This is a genomic window from Vibrio iocasae (assembly GCF_042245395.1).
In the GTDB taxonomy this organism is placed as follows: Bacteria; Pseudomonadota; Gammaproteobacteria; order Enterobacterales; family Vibrionaceae; genus Vibrio; species Vibrio iocasae.
This window is the reverse complement of sequence record NZ_CP145311.1, coordinates 1,686,801-1,703,482: the sequence shown is the minus strand read 5'-3', so window position 1 is coordinate 1,703,482 and position 16,682 is coordinate 1,686,801. Positions and strand designations below refer to the sequence as shown.

General features: G+C 42.5%; 18 protein-coding genes and 1 tRNA gene. 12 read left to right on the top strand and 7 right to left on the bottom strand.

Features of this window, described 5'->3' with window-relative positions; translation table 11 throughout:
- The first annotated feature begins 194 nt into the window (after positions 1 to 194).
- From SNR28_RS17590 to SNR28_RS17580, 3 genes are all read left to right on the top strand, one after another.
- Positions 195 to 1,496, top strand: coding sequence for a TolC family outer membrane protein (locus tag SNR28_RS17590; RefSeq protein ID WP_375753962.1), 1,302 nt, complete (start codon positions 195 to 197; stop codon positions 1,494 to 1,496).
- A gap of 12 nt (positions 1,497 to 1,508) precedes the next feature.
- Positions 1,509 to 2,120 carry an OmpA family protein gene (locus tag SNR28_RS17585; protein ID WP_375753961.1) on the top strand — a complete coding sequence of 204 codons (612 nt, stop codon included), beginning with the start codon at positions 1,509 to 1,511 and terminating at the stop codon, positions 2,118 to 2,120.
- Between the two features lie 118 nt (positions 2,121 to 2,238).
- Positions 2,239 to 2,745 (top strand): C40 family peptidase, encoded by a 507-nt coding sequence (locus SNR28_RS17580; protein ID WP_375753960.1) that lies wholly within the window; start codon positions 2,239 to 2,241, stop codon positions 2,743 to 2,745.
- Positions 2,746 to 2,751: 6 nt separating this feature from the next.
- Here the strand turns inward: SNR28_RS17580 and SNR28_RS17575 are convergent, their stop codons facing one another.
- The gene (locus SNR28_RS17575) at positions 2,752 to 3,096 is read right to left on the bottom strand and encodes a DUF3802 family protein (protein WP_375753959.1); all 345 of its coding nucleotides are present in this window, start codon (positions 3,094 to 3,096) and stop codon (positions 2,752 to 2,754) included.
- A 336-nt stretch (positions 3,097 to 3,432) separates the two neighbouring features.
- Here SNR28_RS17575 and SNR28_RS17570 point away from each other — a divergent pair, with 336 nt between their 5' ends.
- A complete protein-coding gene (locus tag SNR28_RS17570) occupies positions 3,433 to 4,299 on the top strand; it encodes a fructosamine kinase family protein (protein ID WP_375753958.1) in 867 nt (288 codons plus the stop codon).
- Between the two features lie 76 nt (positions 4,300 to 4,375).
- Positions 4,376 to 4,579 (top strand): CPXCG motif-containing cysteine-rich protein, encoded by a 204-nt coding sequence (locus SNR28_RS17565; protein ID WP_375753957.1) that lies wholly within the window; start codon positions 4,376 to 4,378, stop codon positions 4,577 to 4,579.
- Here SNR28_RS17565 and SNR28_RS17560 read toward each other — a convergent pair.
- Positions 4,576 to 5,187, bottom strand: a complete 612-nt coding sequence (locus tag SNR28_RS17560) for a riboflavin synthase subunit alpha (protein ID WP_375753956.1) — start codon at positions 5,185 to 5,187, stop codon at positions 4,576 to 4,578. The genes SNR28_RS17565 and SNR28_RS17560 overlap by 4 nt on opposite strands.
- Positions 5,188 to 5,270: 83 nt before the next feature.
- Between SNR28_RS17560 and SNR28_RS17555 the strand changes: the two genes are divergently transcribed.
- The 3 genes from SNR28_RS17555 (at position 5,271) to SNR28_RS17545 (ending at position 8,173) form a co-directional block, all read left to right on the top strand.
- Positions 5,271 to 6,641: an MATE family efflux transporter gene (locus SNR28_RS17555; RefSeq protein WP_375753955.1), complete on the top strand. Its 1,371-nt coding sequence runs from the start codon at positions 5,271 to 5,273 to the stop codon at positions 6,639 to 6,641.
- A 270-nt stretch (positions 6,642 to 6,911) separates the two neighbouring features.
- Positions 6,912 to 7,856 carry a peptidoglycan DD-metalloendopeptidase family protein gene (locus SNR28_RS17550; protein ID WP_375753954.1) on the top strand — a complete coding sequence of 315 codons (945 nt, stop codon included), beginning with the start codon at positions 6,912 to 6,914 and terminating at the stop codon, positions 7,854 to 7,856.
- Positions 7,766 to 8,173, top strand: coding sequence for a polymer-forming cytoskeletal protein (locus SNR28_RS17545; protein ID WP_375753953.1), 408 nt, complete (start codon positions 7,766 to 7,768; stop codon positions 8,171 to 8,173). Before SNR28_RS17550 ends, SNR28_RS17545 begins: the two co-directional genes overlap by 91 nt.
- Positions 8,174 to 8,212: 39 nt before the next feature.
- Here SNR28_RS17545 and SNR28_RS17540 read toward each other — a convergent pair whose 3' ends face one another.
- Positions 8,213 to 9,061, bottom strand: a complete 849-nt coding sequence (locus SNR28_RS17540) for a DNA ligase (protein WP_375753952.1) — start codon at positions 9,059 to 9,061, stop codon at positions 8,213 to 8,215.
- A 295-nt stretch (positions 9,062 to 9,356) separates the two neighbouring features.
- Here SNR28_RS17540 and SNR28_RS17535 point away from each other — a divergent pair.
- Positions 9,357 to 9,433: transfer RNA gene (locus tag SNR28_RS17535), tRNA-Val, on the top strand.
- Between the two features lie 61 nt (positions 9,434 to 9,494).
- On the opposite strand, the gene SNR28_RS17530 is transcribed toward SNR28_RS17535, so the two are convergent.
- The gene (locus SNR28_RS17530; RefSeq protein WP_375753951.1) at positions 9,495 to 11,495 is read right to left on the bottom strand and encodes a methyl-accepting chemotaxis protein; all 2,001 of its coding nucleotides are present in this window, start codon (positions 11,493 to 11,495) and stop codon (positions 9,495 to 9,497) included.
- A gap of 190 nt (positions 11,496 to 11,685) precedes the next feature.
- Between SNR28_RS17530 and SNR28_RS17525 the strand changes: the two genes are divergently transcribed.
- Genes SNR28_RS17525 through SNR28_RS17515 form a run of 3 tightly spaced genes read left to right on the top strand, consistent with a single transcriptional unit; the run spans position 11,686 to position 14,068 of the window.
- Entirely contained in the window at positions 11,686 to 12,069 is a 384-nt protein-coding gene (locus SNR28_RS17525) for a PepSY domain-containing protein (protein WP_375753950.1), read from the top strand.
- 9 nt (positions 12,070 to 12,078) lie between these two features.
- Positions 12,079 to 12,738, top strand: a complete 660-nt coding sequence (locus SNR28_RS17520; protein ID WP_375753949.1) for a response regulator transcription factor — start codon at positions 12,079 to 12,081, stop codon at positions 12,736 to 12,738.
- A complete protein-coding gene (locus SNR28_RS17515; protein ID WP_375753948.1) occupies positions 12,728 to 14,068 on the top strand; it encodes an ATP-binding protein in 1,341 nt (446 codons plus the stop codon). The genes SNR28_RS17520 and SNR28_RS17515 overlap by 11 nt, the downstream gene beginning before the upstream one ends.
- Here SNR28_RS17515 and SNR28_RS17510 read toward each other — a convergent pair.
- The 3 genes from SNR28_RS17510 to SNR28_RS17500 all read right to left on the bottom strand — a co-directional run bounded on the left by SNR28_RS17510 (position 14,051) and on the right by SNR28_RS17500 (position 16,626).
- On the bottom strand, positions 14,051 to 15,325 hold the full coding sequence (locus SNR28_RS17510) for an LssY C-terminal domain-containing protein (RefSeq protein ID WP_375753947.1): 1,275 nt from the start codon (positions 15,323 to 15,325) through the stop codon (positions 14,051 to 14,053). The two genes, SNR28_RS17515 and SNR28_RS17510, sit on opposite strands and share 18 nt — an antisense overlap.
- 28 nt (positions 15,326 to 15,353) lie before the next feature.
- Entirely contained in the window at positions 15,354 to 16,088 is a 735-nt protein-coding gene (locus SNR28_RS17505; protein WP_375753946.1) for a glycosyltransferase family 2 protein, read from the bottom strand.
- Positions 16,089 to 16,254: 166 nt separating this feature from the next.
- Positions 16,255 to 16,626: a YgiW/YdeI family stress tolerance OB fold protein gene (locus SNR28_RS17500; RefSeq protein ID WP_375753945.1), complete on the bottom strand. Its 372-nt coding sequence runs from the start codon at positions 16,624 to 16,626 to the stop codon at positions 16,255 to 16,257.
- Between the last annotated feature and the right edge of the window lie 56 nt (positions 16,627 to 16,682).

The following is a 16,682-nucleotide window of genomic DNA, read 5'->3' as shown; positions in this document are numbered from 1 at the left end:
AAGATTATCGACCCGATGAGGAACGGAGCTTATATGACTGCCCAGGTGAATATCATCTGATTTGTCTTATTAATACAAAACAATTTACAGCCCGTTATCTTAGGTTCTTTACTTTAAACATTTTTATTACAAACTCATGCATTAGAAAGAGATAACATCTCATTCGAGGGTGTTATCTATTTGGAGAAACTATTTTGAAATGGACTAGGTTGAGCACGTTAGGTTGTCTTGTCTCACTCAGCTTTGGTGTACATAGCCAAACACTAGAGCAAGCTATTGCTACCACTATTACGAGTAACCCGGATATCAAAGGCTCATATAACGATTTTAAAAGTTATGTAGAAGCAAACAATGTATCAAGCGGGGCATATTTACCTAATTTAGACCTGGACGCTGGTATTGGTTATGAAAAGATCGATCCTGCGACAGGAAATGAAACTGAACTAACTCGTAAAGAAGCTATTATTCGACTCACCCAGCTTCTGTGGGATGGCTCTGCAACGATTAAAGATATCGATAGAACCGCTGCTGAAGCTGAGTCCATGAGATACCAGTTAATTGCCGATGCACAAGACCTGGCACTTGAAGTTTCCAATGTCTATTTGAATGCGGTTAAAGCTCAAGAAGTATTGACCCTATCTGAAAGAAACCTGGAAGTTCACCAGAAAATCTATAAAGACATCAAGCGCAGAGTGGATTCGGGAATCGGTTCAACAGCCGATTTATCACAGGTAGAAGCCCGTATCTCGAATGCCAACAGTAACCTTATAGCGGCTCAAAACAACGTTATCGATGTTTATACTCAGTTTACAAAGCTAGTAGGCGAGTCTCCACAGGATCTAATTTCTCCAAGACCAGACGAAGAGACCATTCCATCAACACTTGATGATGCGGCTCTGTTGTCTGAAGCAAACCATCCTGTATTAAAAGTTGCTGCGGCAGACGTACAAGCAGCGAAGTACCAATACGAACAATCCAAAGGAACTAACTACCCTACTTTCTCCATTGAAGCTTCCCATGGTTTATACGACGATGCTGATGGTCGACAAGGCCGTCGAGATGAAACATCGGCAATGCTCCGCATGCGTTACAACCTATTTAATGGTGGTTCAGACGCAGCAGAGCAAGATCGAATGGCTTATCAGCTAAATAAAGCAAAAGACCTTCGAGATTCTAGCTTCCGTAACGTAAATGAAGGTCTTCGTTTGTCCTGGAGTGCTATGGAGCTGACCGTCAAGCAACAAGAGTTCTTGTCACAAAATGTAGATTCAACTTCGGACACTGTTATCGCGTACGAAAAGCAATATCGTATCGGTCAACGCACTCTTCTTGATCTATTAAACACAGAAAATGAGTTGTTCGAAGCACGTAAAAACTATTTGGACGCTAAGTATGACGGACTATACGCTAAATACCGCGTATTAAATGCGACAGGTACTTTACTCGATGCACTACTTGTTGATATTCCGCAAGAATGGAACGAGAAAGTAGAATAAAGGATAAATGGGATGAGAAATACGATATTTCCACTTTCACTCTTGATTCTGGCTGTCTCGCAACCGATTAATGCAGAAGATAAGTATGACTACTTGTCTACTCCAGAACCGGATCAGATTGCAGATCTAAAAGACGATGATTCTGATGGTGTCATCAATGCAAGAGACAAGTGCAAAACAACACCACCCGGTTCAGAAGTTGATAACTATGGTTGTGAAAGCAAGCTACAGTCTCAACAAGAGATCCAGCTAAAAATCCTGTTTACCAACGACTCATCAATCATAAGCCCTGCGTTTATTGGTGAAATCAAGTCAATGGTTGAGTTTTTAGGTTTGTACCCAGAGACATCCGTTGAGATTCAGGGATACGCGAGTCGCACGGGTTCTGCAACACATAACCTGGCTCTTTCGAAAGAACGAGCAAATGAGGTGCGTGATGCAATTATTCAACTAGGCATAGAACCAAGCCGCGTGACTATTACCGGCTATGGTGACTCTGTTCTTGATAGAGATGGAGAATCAGAAGTTGATCATGCGTTGAACCGCAGAGTTACCGCATCTGTTATAGGATATGACGACTCTATATTGAAAGAGTGGAATATATTCACCAAGCGTAAGAAGTAGCACACCCAATTCAACGAACAGCGACTTAAGAAATTGAGTCGCTTTTTTTCTGACAAGACTTACCGAACAATTTCATTTACTATCAATAGAATCACAGAAGATGATTTGAACGGGTCAAATGAAACACGCAACAAACATCAAACAAGCCATCTTAGCTACTCTTTTCCTCGTGCTGATTGGAGGCTGTTCGACCTCTAGAGTTCAGCCAGACAATTCCTCTATTAGCAATACCGAACTAAAACAAACTCTCAAGTCAGATTCTGATACGGAAAAGTTATGGACTGAATACGAATCCTGGAAAGGGACACCATATAGGCTAGGAGGTACTTCCAGACGCGGTGTGGATTGCTCTGCGTTCGTGCAATCCGTCTTTTACAAAGCTCAGAATAAAAGCCTACCAAGAACAACAAGTCAGCAAGTAAACGCAGGTTATGAGGTTGATTATAAAAAAGCCAAAGCAGGTGATCTGATCTTTTTTAAAACCTCATGGAAGGACAATCACGTCGGTATTTATCTGGGGAATAATGCCTTTATGCACGCATCGACATCGAAAGGGGTCATCATTTCAAGATTAGACAACCCATATTGGTCTTCGGTGTTCTGGCAAGTAAGAAGAGTTGATTAACTTCTATTAATCGTAAGTAGCAACAGCAACATCAAACAAGTTTTTGACCAGAGCAATATACTCATCAAGAAAAACAATTTGTTCGTTTGTCGCTTTTGAAAGCCATACACCAGCAAGCACTTCACCTAAGTCTTCTACTACTGAGTCGACCTCTTTAAGAAGCTTAAAGCGCACGCTAGAATGCAATTCTGGATTTTGCTCAAACAGAGCCATGATATTGCTGGAGATCATATCCGTTACTACATCTTCTACGGTTTCTTCACCTGTATCACCAGTACCGGATGCAAATACATCCAGATTAAAGGTCAGGTGCTCAATAAGAGCCAGATAGCCATCCGTATCAACAACCACTATATACTCCGAGAATGTTATTGTGATAATTCACATTTAATATGTGTTACCTAATCAATACTAAATCATCAACTTAAATGATGCCACCAGAACCAGTAATTCAACTTAAAAACCTTTGTGTTACGCAATCTTTTTCACACAATCAACCTAAATATAGTACTTATAAGACTGAACTGCAGAAACTTGGGGGTTATGGTGGTGACATTGCTTCACCTTTTACAGACTTTATGAGCCATATCAACTTTAATTCCGAATATTTCCAAGTAACCACCTGATTTCGTGAAAAAATGTCCTAGAATTAATCTGTGAAACGCTAATCAGTTCGAGGATGGGTATATGTGGCAAGCAATTTCTCAGCAACTTTCAGATACATTAATGTTTACCTTCCAAATCAGGGAGAAGCAGAAACTGGAGGGTGGTGGTGTAAGCGAATGCTATATGATCAGTGATGGTGAACAACGCTATTTTGTCAAAACACAATCAAAAGAGAACTTCCCCATATTTGAAGCAGAAGCAGAAGGTATAAAAGAACTTAGACTCTCAGACACCGTATCCCTCCCCGAACTCGTCTTGTTTGGACAATGCAAAGAGCATGCGTTTATCGTACTTAATTATTTAGCGACAAAACCCTTGGAAGACAGAAACCGTAGCTACGAATTTGGCGTACAACTCGCTAAGCTCCACCAATGGGGAGAGCAAAAAGAGTATGGTTTCGACCAGGACAATTACATCGGTTTGACTTTACAACCAAATACCTGGACGAAGAAGTGGAGCCGTTTCTTCTCAGAGCAACGAATCGGTTGGCAACTTCAACTTCTCAATGAGAAAGGCATTCAATTTGGCGATATTGATACCATCGTATCGGGAATTAACGAAAAGCTGTCGAATCATCATCCTAAACCATCACTCATTCATGGCGATCTTTGGCATGGAAACTCATCAAACACCGCATTTGGACCATTATGCTACGACCCCGCCTGTTATTGGGGAGATCACGAATGTGACATAGCCATGACCGAGTTGTTTGGAGGGTTCCAGCCAGAGTTTTATCAAGGTTACGAAAGTATATTTCCGTTAAGCTACGAGTACGAAAAGAGGAAAGATATTTATAACCTCTATCATATTCTCAATCACTGTAATATGTTTGGTGGCCACTACCTCGAAGAAGCAAAACAGTATATAGAGCGCATTTTTGGCGACTAAGCCATAACTATTTCAACCCTATACTATTCTTACAATATAGGGTTGAAAAAGGCTTCATTAGCCAAGGAAGACAAACATGAAAGATTACTGTGAAAAGCACGTACTTTGTCCACACTGCGGTTATTCCATTGGCATAACTTTAGATGCATCTAACGGTAGCCAGGAGTTTTATGATGATTGCCCTGCCTGTTGCAGAGCAATACATTTAAACATGCAAGTTGATGAACAACACGATGCTATCAACTTATTTGTTGATGCTGATGACGAACAATACTTTTAGTTTTTCTGGTTAGCCAGAACACGTTCTACAGTATCAACAATTGCTTGAGTTTGGGGATCAAATTCAATATTGACCCTCTCGCCTTCTTTTCGCTGCCCAAACAACGTCCTTTCAAGTGTCTCTGGGATCAAGTGAACACTAAAACGTTCATTTTCGACTTCTCCAATCGTTAATGAACATCCATCAATGCCAATATACCCTTTGGCCAAAACGTACTTCATAGAGTCTTCAGGCATTTTGAACCAAACCGTGCGGTTGTTCGGTGTATCAATCACCTTATCGATACTGGCAGTTAATGAAACATGTCCAGACATGCTATGTCCGCCAATTTCATCTCCAAACCTAGCCGCTCTTTCAACATTCACGTAGTCCCCTTCACGCAGCTCACCAAGGTTAGTCAGTTTTAATGTCGCCTGCATCAGATCGAATGTGACATTGTCACCACAAACGTCCGTAATCGTTAAACAACAGCCATTATGAGCAACCGATGCACCAATCTCTAATCCTTGGGCTAATTCTGTAGGTAATTGAATAATATGAGTTTGGAAATTCTCTTTTTTAGCAATTGATACCACTTTAGCCATGCCCTGAACAATTCCAGTAAACATAAATACTCCTAAGTTTTTATGGTGATAATACTCACATTTCATTATCATTACACCCATATCACCTCTTTATTATTGGAACTCCTGTGCACCGTTATAAGAAAGAAGCAAAAGCGCTTGTTAAATTAGCTACACCTGTACTCGTTGCCTCTGTGGCACAAACAGGGATGGGCTTTGTGGATACTATTATGGCGGGTGGAGTCAGTGCAACTGATATGGCGGCTGTTGCTGTTGCATCGAGTATATGGATGCCTACTATTTTGTTCGGCATTGGCTTACTAATGGCGCTCGTTCCAGTCGTTGCCCAACTCAATGGTGCAGGAAAGCAAAAGAAAATCGCCTATGAAGTTCAGCAAGGCTTTTATATGGCAGCGCTTCTCATCATTCCAACACTGCTTGTTCTGGTACAAACCAAGTTCATCGTCGGTATGATGGATGTCGATCCAATACTTGCCGAAAAAACAACGGGCTATATGAATGCTATGTTATTTGCTGTGCCAGCGAGCTTGCTGTATCAGGCTTTACGTAGCTTCACTGACGGAATGGCTTTAACTAAACCTGCGATGGTAATCGGTTTCTTAGGGCTTGCTGCAAACGTACCGCTTAACTGGATGTTTGTATATGGCAAACTAGGAGCGCCTGCCCTTGGTGGCGTGGGATGTGGTGTAGCCACCGCGATTGTGTATACACTTATGTTTGCTCTTATGCTTTTTTATGTGGCGACATCACAACGATTGAAGCATGTAGGGTTATTTGAAAAGCTTCATAAACCCGAATGGAAAGAGCAAGCCAGGATATTTAAGCTCGGTTTGCCCGTTGCTTTCTCTATATTCTTCGAGGTTACCCTGTTTGCTGTCGTTGCTTTACTTGTAGCGCCATTGGGACCAATCACTGTTGCAGCACATCAGGTTGCTATCAATTTCTCATCTCTGGTCTTTATGCTTCCAATGAGCATAGGCGCGGCTGTCAGTATCCGTGTAGGACATAAGCTTGGTGAAGAGAGTACCGAAGGCGCAAAAATATCCACACAAGTCAGTATTGCTCTTGGCTTGCTTCTCGCTTCAATAACTGCTTTGATTACTGTGTTATTTAGAGACGAAATTACTCTCTTGTATACAGATGCTCCGGAAGTAGCCACGATCTCTACACAGCTCTTGCTGATTGCTGCCATCTATCAAATCACAGATTCTGTTCAGGTTATCGGTGCCGGTGCCCTAAGAGGCTATAAAGATATGAAAGCGATCTTTAACTGCACCTTTATTGCTTATTGGATTCTTGGTTTGCCTTCAGGATATCTATTAGCGATGACAGACATCATTATCCCGAGGATGGGCGTTTACGGCTTTTGGATTGGCTTCATCATTGGTCTCACATCTGCTGCAATTATGCTGACACTGCGTTTGCGCTGGATGCAAAAACAAAACGATCAAGTTCAGTTGGAATATGCATCACGATAAAATGACAGATGTTTAATAGGATAAGTTAAAGAAAGAACAATAACTTAACCAAATATTAATCCTTTCCAACAATATTGCAATATATTGATTTTAAAGTACATTACCTAGCCAGGTGATGTACTTTGATCGCAGCGATGAGCTCAATATTATATTCCTAGCACCACCTCACAAAACCAGAAATATTTCCGCGCTTTATACATATATCAATAGTGGTCAAATTAATAACCTCTATATAATGTCCGCCATTGTTTTTGCCTTTGATGACAGATCATGACCTCGGATAGTATTGTTGTCGCCATATCTGGCGTAAAAGGAACCAACCACTTTAAACTCTCCAGAAGTACGGTAGTGCGGCTCAAGTTTCTGGGGATATTCCTGCTTTGCGCAGTTCTTGCAGTAAGCGGCAGTATTTACTTCTTAATGGATGAAGTAAACCTGTTTAAACAAAAGCAAACCATTCTTGAACAGCAATCGTCTCTGCTCAGCAAAGAGCTAAGGGAATATGAACAGCTGAAGGACGACTTACAGCAAGAAGTAACGCTAAAGCAGCAAGAGCTTGAATCATTAAGTGATAGGTTAAAAGATATAGAGACGGTCGTCGGTTCATCTCCCGACGCGCTTGATATCGACTCAAGACTAGATGTAGCTGCAATTAACACCGTTGTTCGTCAGTACATCCTCCAGATCATACCCAGTGGCAGCCCGGTAAAGAAAGGACGCTTTTCATCTCCTTATGGAATGAGAACCCATCCTGTAACCAAGAAACGTACGATGCACCGTGGGCTTGATTTCGCAGTCAATACCGGAACCCCCGTGTATGCGCCTGCTGATGGTGTGGTAGAAGTGACTCGTAAGAGTAATCAAGGGTCTGGTAACTACCTAAGGCTATCTCACGCCTATGGTATAACTTCATCGTACTCGCACTTAAAATCCTTCAAAGTTCGAAATGGTGATTTTGTTAAGAAAGGCGATCTCATCGCCCTATCAGGTAACACCGGAATGAGTTCAGGAGCGCACCTTCACTATGAGGTACGTTTCGTTGGTAGAGCGTTAGATCCTAAACCGTTTGTAAACTGGAGTATGGAAAACTTCGAATCCGTTTTTAAAGTTAGTAAGGGCATAAAATGGGACTATTTAATAAAGAGCGTGGAAAATCAGGTAAACACCACAATACAACTATCATCGCAGAGGGTGCCAAAGTTACAGGAGAACTAACTCTCTCTGGCAACATTCAGGTAGATGGAAAAGTATCGGGTAAATTACAAACGGACAAACTTGTAACTATCAGCCCGTCCGGACGCATTGATGGCGAAATCTATGCAGAAAAAGCCATTATTAACGGTTTGTTTGAAGGCGAAATATTCGCGAAAAGTATTGAGATCCTTGGCAATGGTCAGTTAAAAGGAGAGGTAAGCTCTTCAGAACTGATCATTCATAAAGGTGGCGTATTCTTAGGAAACTCAAAAACGGTATCAGATGACGAAGTCATCAACCTTTCCGATAAAAAGGAAAAGGTTCAAAACGCGTCCTAAGTAGACACCTAAAAGATGAGTGAGGATGTATGCCCTGCCTCACTCTTCCATTCGTTCCCTTAAAAAACGGGCAAACCTTGGTAATCCACCCGACGTATAACCACTATATTGGATTGTAATGACCGATCCAATTACAGGTGGTGCAGCTCTTTCTTTATCTGTAAAACCGGTACCTATGTACATACGGGAACCACATTCAAGCTCCACAAGGAGTGCGCCCATCAATCCTGTATATTTCCCTCGGCCCTCTTTATAGCCAATGACCTTAGCTTCGGTATCACTCACTTGTTTTAGCTTCAGTAAATCGTCGGTACGACCTGATACATACAAACTGCCCACCCTTCGCAGCATGACACCTTCTCCTCCTTGAGAGAGAATCTGTCTCATAAAGTCATATAAGCTCACTCTATCGACTATGGGTTGATGCTGAACGACCTCTAGAATCGGGGAACTTTTTCCATCAATCTGTTTAATTAACTTGCTATACCTCTCTTCATAAAGCAAATCTTCACCATAAAGATCAAAAAGCATGAACTTAATCTTCTTCCAGCCTGTATCTTCAGGCTCTTTATCCAGTACCGTTTTTTGAACATGATTAAAATTGGATCTTCCAGCCCAAAGCTCACCCTCTACAGGAAAGTCTGGAAGCGCATCTAGAAACCAACCAGGCGCATAAATCTGACGCCCTGTTCTGGTCACCAGTTTATCACCTGTCCAGATAGCCCGGATCCCATCCAACTTTTCACTCATCCAATACTGGTTCAGATTGATTTCATCATAATATGGCTTAGCTAAAATAACGTCGGGCATATAAGGCATTGCCGAAGCTTCTGATACCCCCCCTATTAAGGCGGATGCGAAAAAAGTGATATAGCGTTTATCCAGCATTTCCAATCCCTCCGTTTGCAACTTTTATAAACGAAGCAAAAGCACGAAAAGAAGAAGTAATGGAGGATTTTTAAACTCATCACTAAGTTATTTTTTATGATTTCATGACTTTACATTGAATTGCGACCATAAGCGTAAGAATCGCGATATGGGCAATATTTTCTTTCTCTTAAAAGGCTCATAGACCAAATATCCATCAAACAGATGAATTTAGCGCCGATCAGTTCAAACTTAGTGAAAATTTACTTGCATGACCACAACCTTATAGCTAATATCCCTTTCGTTCCAAAGCGATGCGTCCGTAGCTCAGTTGGTTAGAGCACTACCTTGACATGGTAGGGGTCGGTGATTCGAGTTCACTCGGACGCACCATATTTATACAAAAACGCCCATTCGAAAGAATGGGCGTTTTTGTTTGTCCGTTAGGTTTTAATCACACCTTAAATTGCGAAACCAACTCACTCTGTTTTACTGACAATTCTGTTTGTTCTTGAGCCGCTCGGGATATCTGACCACCCATATCAGAGCTTATTTCCGCTAGATCATTAATCGTCCTTATGTTGATCGCAATTTCGTTGGTCGCAGCCACTTGTTCTTCTGCTGCTGTGGCCACCTGATTACACATGTCCGTTATCGAAACAATCGCATCATTAATCTCTTCCAACTTATCTCTCACCGATAGTGTTTGTTCCTGAGATACCTTTACAAACTCGAACGATGACTCAATGGATTTGGAAACAGCGTCAGCTTCTGATTGAAAGCGAACCACCATATCTTCAATTTTCTGAGTAGACTCTTGAGTCCTTTGGGCCAAAGTTCTAACCTCATCAGCAACCACTGCAAACCCGCGCCCATGCTCACCCGCTCGCGCGGCTTCGATAGCAGCGTTAAGTGCCAACAAGTTCGTTTGTTCCGCTATCGCTTTAATAACATCGACAATTTCATGAATCTCTTTGCTCGACTCACTAAGCTGTATGACCTGAGTATTCGCCGATGACATCTCATCACTCAGTTTATTCATGCTGCTAGCGTTACTCTCAACTTGTGTTACCCCTTCAGATGAGAGTGATGCCGCGCGGTTTGCAGAATCGGCTGTCATTGCTGTGCTACTCGCAATCTCATTCACAGTCGCTGTCATTTCTTCAGTCGCACTGGCCGCCTGCGCCGTTTCTAAGCTCTGCTTATCCATACTCTTTGCATTCTCAACAACAGAGGAACTTGTCTGTTCCGCAGCAGCAGCAAGACGACTGCTACTGGTTTCGATGCCCTGAACCATATCGCTGATAATATCGAGCATCTGATTAAAGCTCTTAGCACTGGTTCCCAGCTCGTCCGTCGATAGAACTTCTGACCGAAGTGACAGATCTTTGTCTTGTGATACAGCATTAATGGTTTCAGATAGCCTAATGGCTTGCCCAATTAGAAGCCGGGATACCAAAATCGAAATCACCAGGGTCACAATAATAAGCATTACGGTCAGACTGACAGAGAACATGATTTCGTTGTCTGCTCGGTTTCTGATCTCTTCCACCAACACATTAATATCAACAGACAACTTGTCTTCCAGCTCCTTCATCTTGTTTATTCTGGCCGTTGCCGCGTTGAACCACTCTTGCCCGGTAACACCAAAATTACCCTCTATGTATTTCTTATAAGCAATCTCTCTAATTTCAGACACTCGAACCGCAGGTTGACTTCGATTAATACTATCGAGTTCCTGAAGCTGCTCACTGGTACCAAATTGCCTGAATGTTTTAAGGTATGCTTGTTGGTAAGAATCAAGAGAGACCACCTTCTGGAAAATGCCTTCCGGAAATGAACCATGTGAAAGTGCGATATTCAGTATTGCCCTTTCCTGTCCTGCAGACTCTTTCGCCTGCATAAAAGTGTAATAATTTCGTATCTTGGTCGTGAGCTCACCGTATGTTGAAAGGTTAGCGATATTCCCGCTCATGCCCAAAGTGAGGGCGTTCAAGTCGGTAAAAAATTTAGCGGCCTCCGGAGCAGATATACTCAAGCTATCGACCTTTGACCTAAGTTGCCCTAGCTGGTCCATGGTACGAAGAACCACCTGCAACTCGTTAAAAACATCTGGATGGGTGTTACTCAATGATTGATTTTCAGATGAAAGAAGTTTCAGTTGGTTTCTAATAACAGCATCGGTTTCTTTCCGCTGGGCAGCGAGTATATCTCTAAAAGATTTGCCTTTCGAACCAACAAATCCTGAAGTTGCTCCTCGCTCTTTTTGAAGTTCATGGACGATCAAGCTACCTTCAATCGATAACGCAACAAGCGGGCTAATCTCATCCACTACAAGTTTATCTTCATACGCACCTTTCAGGTTTACGAAAGCAAATATCAACGCACCTATAATCGAGGGAGCAATCAATAACAGCAGTTTTTGTCTAAAGGTTAAGTTCGCTAACCAACTCATAGTTCACTATTCCACCGTCTCAATTAAGCCTGATTAATTAACTCACATATTAATAATAGGCCAATATGCAACTATCTATTGATATTTTAGTAAGCACTGATATGTAGATGGACGTTCATGTTCTATTCATATTGAATATTTTAAACTGCTCTAATACCATCAAACTAACTTTTTGATTTGAAGGCCTGTTATGACCAAAGCTCACTCTTATTTCGTTATTACGCTATTTCTGCTATCGCCCATGCACTTATTCGCAAAAGGTAAAGACGGCCACGAACTGGTTTATGACGTTCATCGCGACGGAACCCGTGTAGAATTTGAGGAAGATCAGGATGAAGTTTATGACGCAGTACAAAAGGGGCTTATCAAACCTTTTTCAGAGCTCTATCAGGAAGTAGAAACCAACCTACATGGCAGAGTGATTAAAGTTGAGTTGGAAGAAGATGATGACGAGTGGATATACGAGATTAAGCTGTTGCATGAAAATAACGTGTTAAAAGCGGAGTACAACGCAACAACGCTAGAGCTGATGGAGCTCAAAGGTCGCGATCTGATGAGCGTAATTAAAAGGTAAGGTTATCTGATGAAAATTTTAGTTGTAGAAGATGAACCACAACTGGCTTCTCAAATCAGCAACGCACTTGATCAGGCTGGTTGGGTATCAGAAGTCGCGTCTGATGGCATAGATGCTTTGTACAGAGCAACATCAGAGGAGTGGGAAGCCATTGTTCTCGACCTCGGATTACCAAAACTTGATGGCCTTACGGTTTTAAAAAGCGTACGTGATGAAGGTATCAACACTCCGGTAATCATCTTAAGTGCAAGAGACGGGCTATCCCAACGAGTCGAAGGATTAAATGCTGGTGCGGATGATTATCTGACTAAACCATTTGAAATGGTTGAGCTTATCGCTCGTATACGTGCTCAGTTAAGGCGCCAGTCTGGTCAGGCATCTTCTATCCTACAACTAGGCGAACTCAGCCTGGATACCCGAACATCAAAAGTGATGTGGAAAGGACAAGGTGTTGAACTTACGGCGCTGGAATACAAGGTGGTCGCATACTTCATGCACAATAGTGAGAAGGTAATCTCCCGTACCGAGCTGGTAGAGCATATTTACAAGCAAGATTTCGACAGAGATTCAAACACCGTAGAAGTTTTTATAGGCCGAATTCGCAAGAAAATATCTCCGAAGATCATCAAAACCGTCAGAGGACTAGGATACCAATTAAATGTTGAGTAAGTTGTCCCCCAAGCTAAAACAGCTTAGCTTTCGAACTCGACTCATGCTGGCAGCCAGCCTCTGGATTGGGGCTCTAACTCTGGCCGCTGGTATTACTACACCTACACTAGTGAACTCCTATCTTGTTGACGACGCAAAAACACAACTGCAGCTCGTCGCAGACGAAATAATTGCAAACCTGACCGTCAATAGCGATGGTGATCTTGTACAACAAAGGCAGGTTTCCGATCCAAGATATCATCGGCCATACAGTGGTTACTATTGGACCGTTACAAGCAAGAAACAGACACTCCGTTCACGTTCTCTTTGGGACAAAGAAATAACGCCTTTCCAGAAGAAATCCAAACAGTTAACCGGAGCGAATGGTGAAAAACTGGTATCCATCACTCAGACAGTGACCATTCCTGACTATCGGGGCTCACTGGAGATCACTATTGGCATTGATGAAGATCCTATTGAAGAGACCCTGAACAAGCTGATTGAATGGCTAATGCTTATTCAGTTTATGCTGTTTATTGGCCTTCTTTCATTTACCTTCGTTCAGGTCAACTGGTCATTAAGACCTCTCAACAAGTTGAAAAAAGAGCTAAACACTCTTGAAAAAGGCGACCAAAAGGCGCTGTCGAATGACTACCCTAAGGAAATAACACCTTTAATCACGGATCTCAACGCCCTGCTCTTTCACTACCAAGAACTACTAGAGCGCGCCAGGAATCATGCAGGGAACCTCTCTCATTCCCTTAAAACTCCGCTTTCAGTGATAAAAAACAAGATAGCGGAGCTGCCAGACGATCAGCAGAAATCTTTCGAAGACAACATTGCTCATCTACAGCAGCAAATCGACTATCACCTAGGCCGCGCAAGAATGGCCGGTTCGATGAACATATTATCGGTCAACGCCAACCCTTCAGAACGTGTCGATGCAATAACAGCTGCTTTTGACAAAGTCTATGCACACCGTGAGCTGGTTTTGGTGAACGAACTGGATAGTGATCTACAGGTAGCCGTTGATAGTACCGACCTTGATGAGATGTTGGGGAACCTGATTGAAAACAGCTATAAGTGGGCCACATCATTAATCAGAGTTTATGGACAAGTCGACAACGATTCTCTGAGTATTACGATTGAGGATGACGGTAAAGGCGTTGCACAAGAAAAGCTAGATGAGATTGTTAAACGAGGTGTTCGTCTTGATGAATCAACGCCTGGTTCAGGCCTTGGTTTGAATATCGTCGCAGAAATGGCGCACAGTTATCGTGGAGAGTTGGTTTTTGAGAAGTCTTCCATGGGTGGTCTGAAAGCTATTTTGCGGCTAAATCTTAGCCGCTAATGTGAGTGATGGTCTGACTACCAATATGTTCCCGTCCGTATAGTAGTCATGACGTTCATCCAGTACGACAGGTTTGGCAACACTCTTAAACTCACTACGCCACATGTCGCTTGATGTTACCGACTGAGCCAGAGCATCTCTTTGCTTATCAACATCCGCTTCAATCGTGTGCAGAAGTGTCACTAAGCCGGAATAAGCCGTTACGCCTAACCCGTTGTCGTAACTTAAGGCGCCAAACCATCGCGTTTCAGAGCTATCTCCTTCCGGCGATTGAACTGACCACCAGCGTATATGGTTGCGCGTCGATAAGGTACCAGGTTGCTGAAATGCCATCTCCTGAGGAATGCCTTGCCAGAAAAGATCGGAAACAGGTGGTATACCGGATTTAATCAGATTCACATAATCGATAAAGCCAATGTCATTTCTTGAGAAAGTCTGATTCTCAATCCAGCCAAGCGCCTTCATCAGCTCTCTCGGAGAATCACCAATATAAAGAACGTTAATGGCCTGAGCATTGTAATAAGCCGAGCGACCTGCGTAGACCTTGTAGTCGACCTGTCTAAGGTCTTTCGAAACAACCACACGTTCTTGCTTAGCGATATCATCCAGTTGTTCAAAGAAATGGATATAATTAACCGCACCAACACCAATCATCAACAAAATAAACGACTTAAGAGCAGCACGAGACACCCTATAACGCTTCGCAACAACGTAAAATGTTAAAACAGCGCCTAAGGTAACCAACAAGAATAAATGTTCTGACAAGAAAACTCTGGCTTCTTCAAGCAATGGCACCTTCTCGACACCCATCGCTAGCAGGTAGCCCCAGAGAATAAACTGTCCAACACCTAATAAAAGTCCGATTGAAGAATAGAAACTAAAACGGTGCCATTTTACGCGTTCCATACCCGCTATAAACGGGATCACCCAGGCAACAGGACCAAGCAGACGGGCCAACACTAACACCTTGCGTTCGTTTCGCATTAGCATCAGTTTTCCCTTCGCTACCTTTCTTCGCAGCTTTGGCCTTTTTTTCAGAATGGCTTTTTGAACACGACGACCATATTTACGACCTATTCCAAAACTTACTTGATCACCAAGAAACCCGCCAACCAAAACTGCAATAACACCAAATACACTTCCGGCGAACAGTTGATACCCGGCAGCTATCATAAAGGGCTCACCGGGTACAAATAGATTAGGTCCGATAAGCGCATCACCAAATGCGCCTATGAACAGTGACAGACTCTCCAGCATAACTGTCTCTCTATCCTCTACGACTTAGTTACGCTTTTTGATCTTCATAATGACCAAACTCATACTTCACTTCATTGTTTCGAATCTCACCGAAAAAGAAGCGTCGTACATTGGCTTTCAGATATACAAACCCCGTCGAAAACAGGCCATCTTGCTCCAATCTGCGAGCATCAAACTGGAAACTCACTGGAATAAAACGGAATCGGAATGTTTTAGAAAGACGCTTTACGTAGTCGCAATCTTCACACAGGCTAATCTCTTCATCGAAACCACCAACGTGTTGATGCGCCCTGCGTGTTGAGAATATGCAAGCACCCACAGCAGTAGGGAATACAAATTGAGTAACAAACATACCTGCGTTGATTGCGTTGTAACCCAGCTTGTACATCACAGGAAGACCAGAAGATCCCAGGTAAACTCCCGCAACTTCTAACTTGCTCTTTTCAAGCTTCTCTAAAGAAACGCTCAAGAAGCTTGGCTCAAGGCAGACATCAGCATCTAAAAACAGGATTCGTTCATGTTTAGCTAACTCTGCTCCGGTGTTTCTACCCAGGCTTACACCACGAGTTTCCATTTTATGCACCGTGAGGTCAGGCAATACATTTTGATAGCCATTAGCAACGTCACAAGTCGCGTCTTCACTGTTGGAATCAACAACGATGACTTCAAAGTTCTGAAACGTCTGCTTTGAAAGATCTTCAAGCAAGCGGCCAATACGACGTTCTTCATTAAGGGTGATGATAACAATACTTAGCGGGCTCATAGGTACTCCAACAGGTTCTCTTCATTTGATGGATACAGAGTACCAATGTGATACTTAACTTATGCTGAGCACCATATTCATGTTCGGTTCATATTTGCCTGCGGTTTCCCAAACACAAAAATACCTGCGAATGCAGGTATTTTTAAGTCTGTTGTATGAGAGAAAGTTAGAGTAACTGAATGCCTTCAACTTCTACCTCTGGTGTACTACCACCTTCATACTCGCCATAAATTCGAACTTTGGTTTCTTCATTTACTGTCTGGTCTAGTTGGATATCATCATCAAGTTCAATTTTGATTTCCCCTTCACCGTCCGAAAAAATGAACTCATCCTTACGTGTCTGACGAATGATATACCCTTCCATGATCACATCTTTCTCAGAAAAGTAGCTGGTGTCTTCCAGCAGAGACGTAACACTGGAAAGCTCAACCGGTCCGTTGTACGAAAGAGCACGGTCTTCGTGATGTTTGTCTTTAGCTAAAACCGCTGTTGGTACCAAAATTAGCGAAAGTGCGATAGCAATAACCTTTGATTTCATCTGAATATTCCTTCTGATTTAGTCTGATGTATTCAACGGTTTCTATTAAACAACTT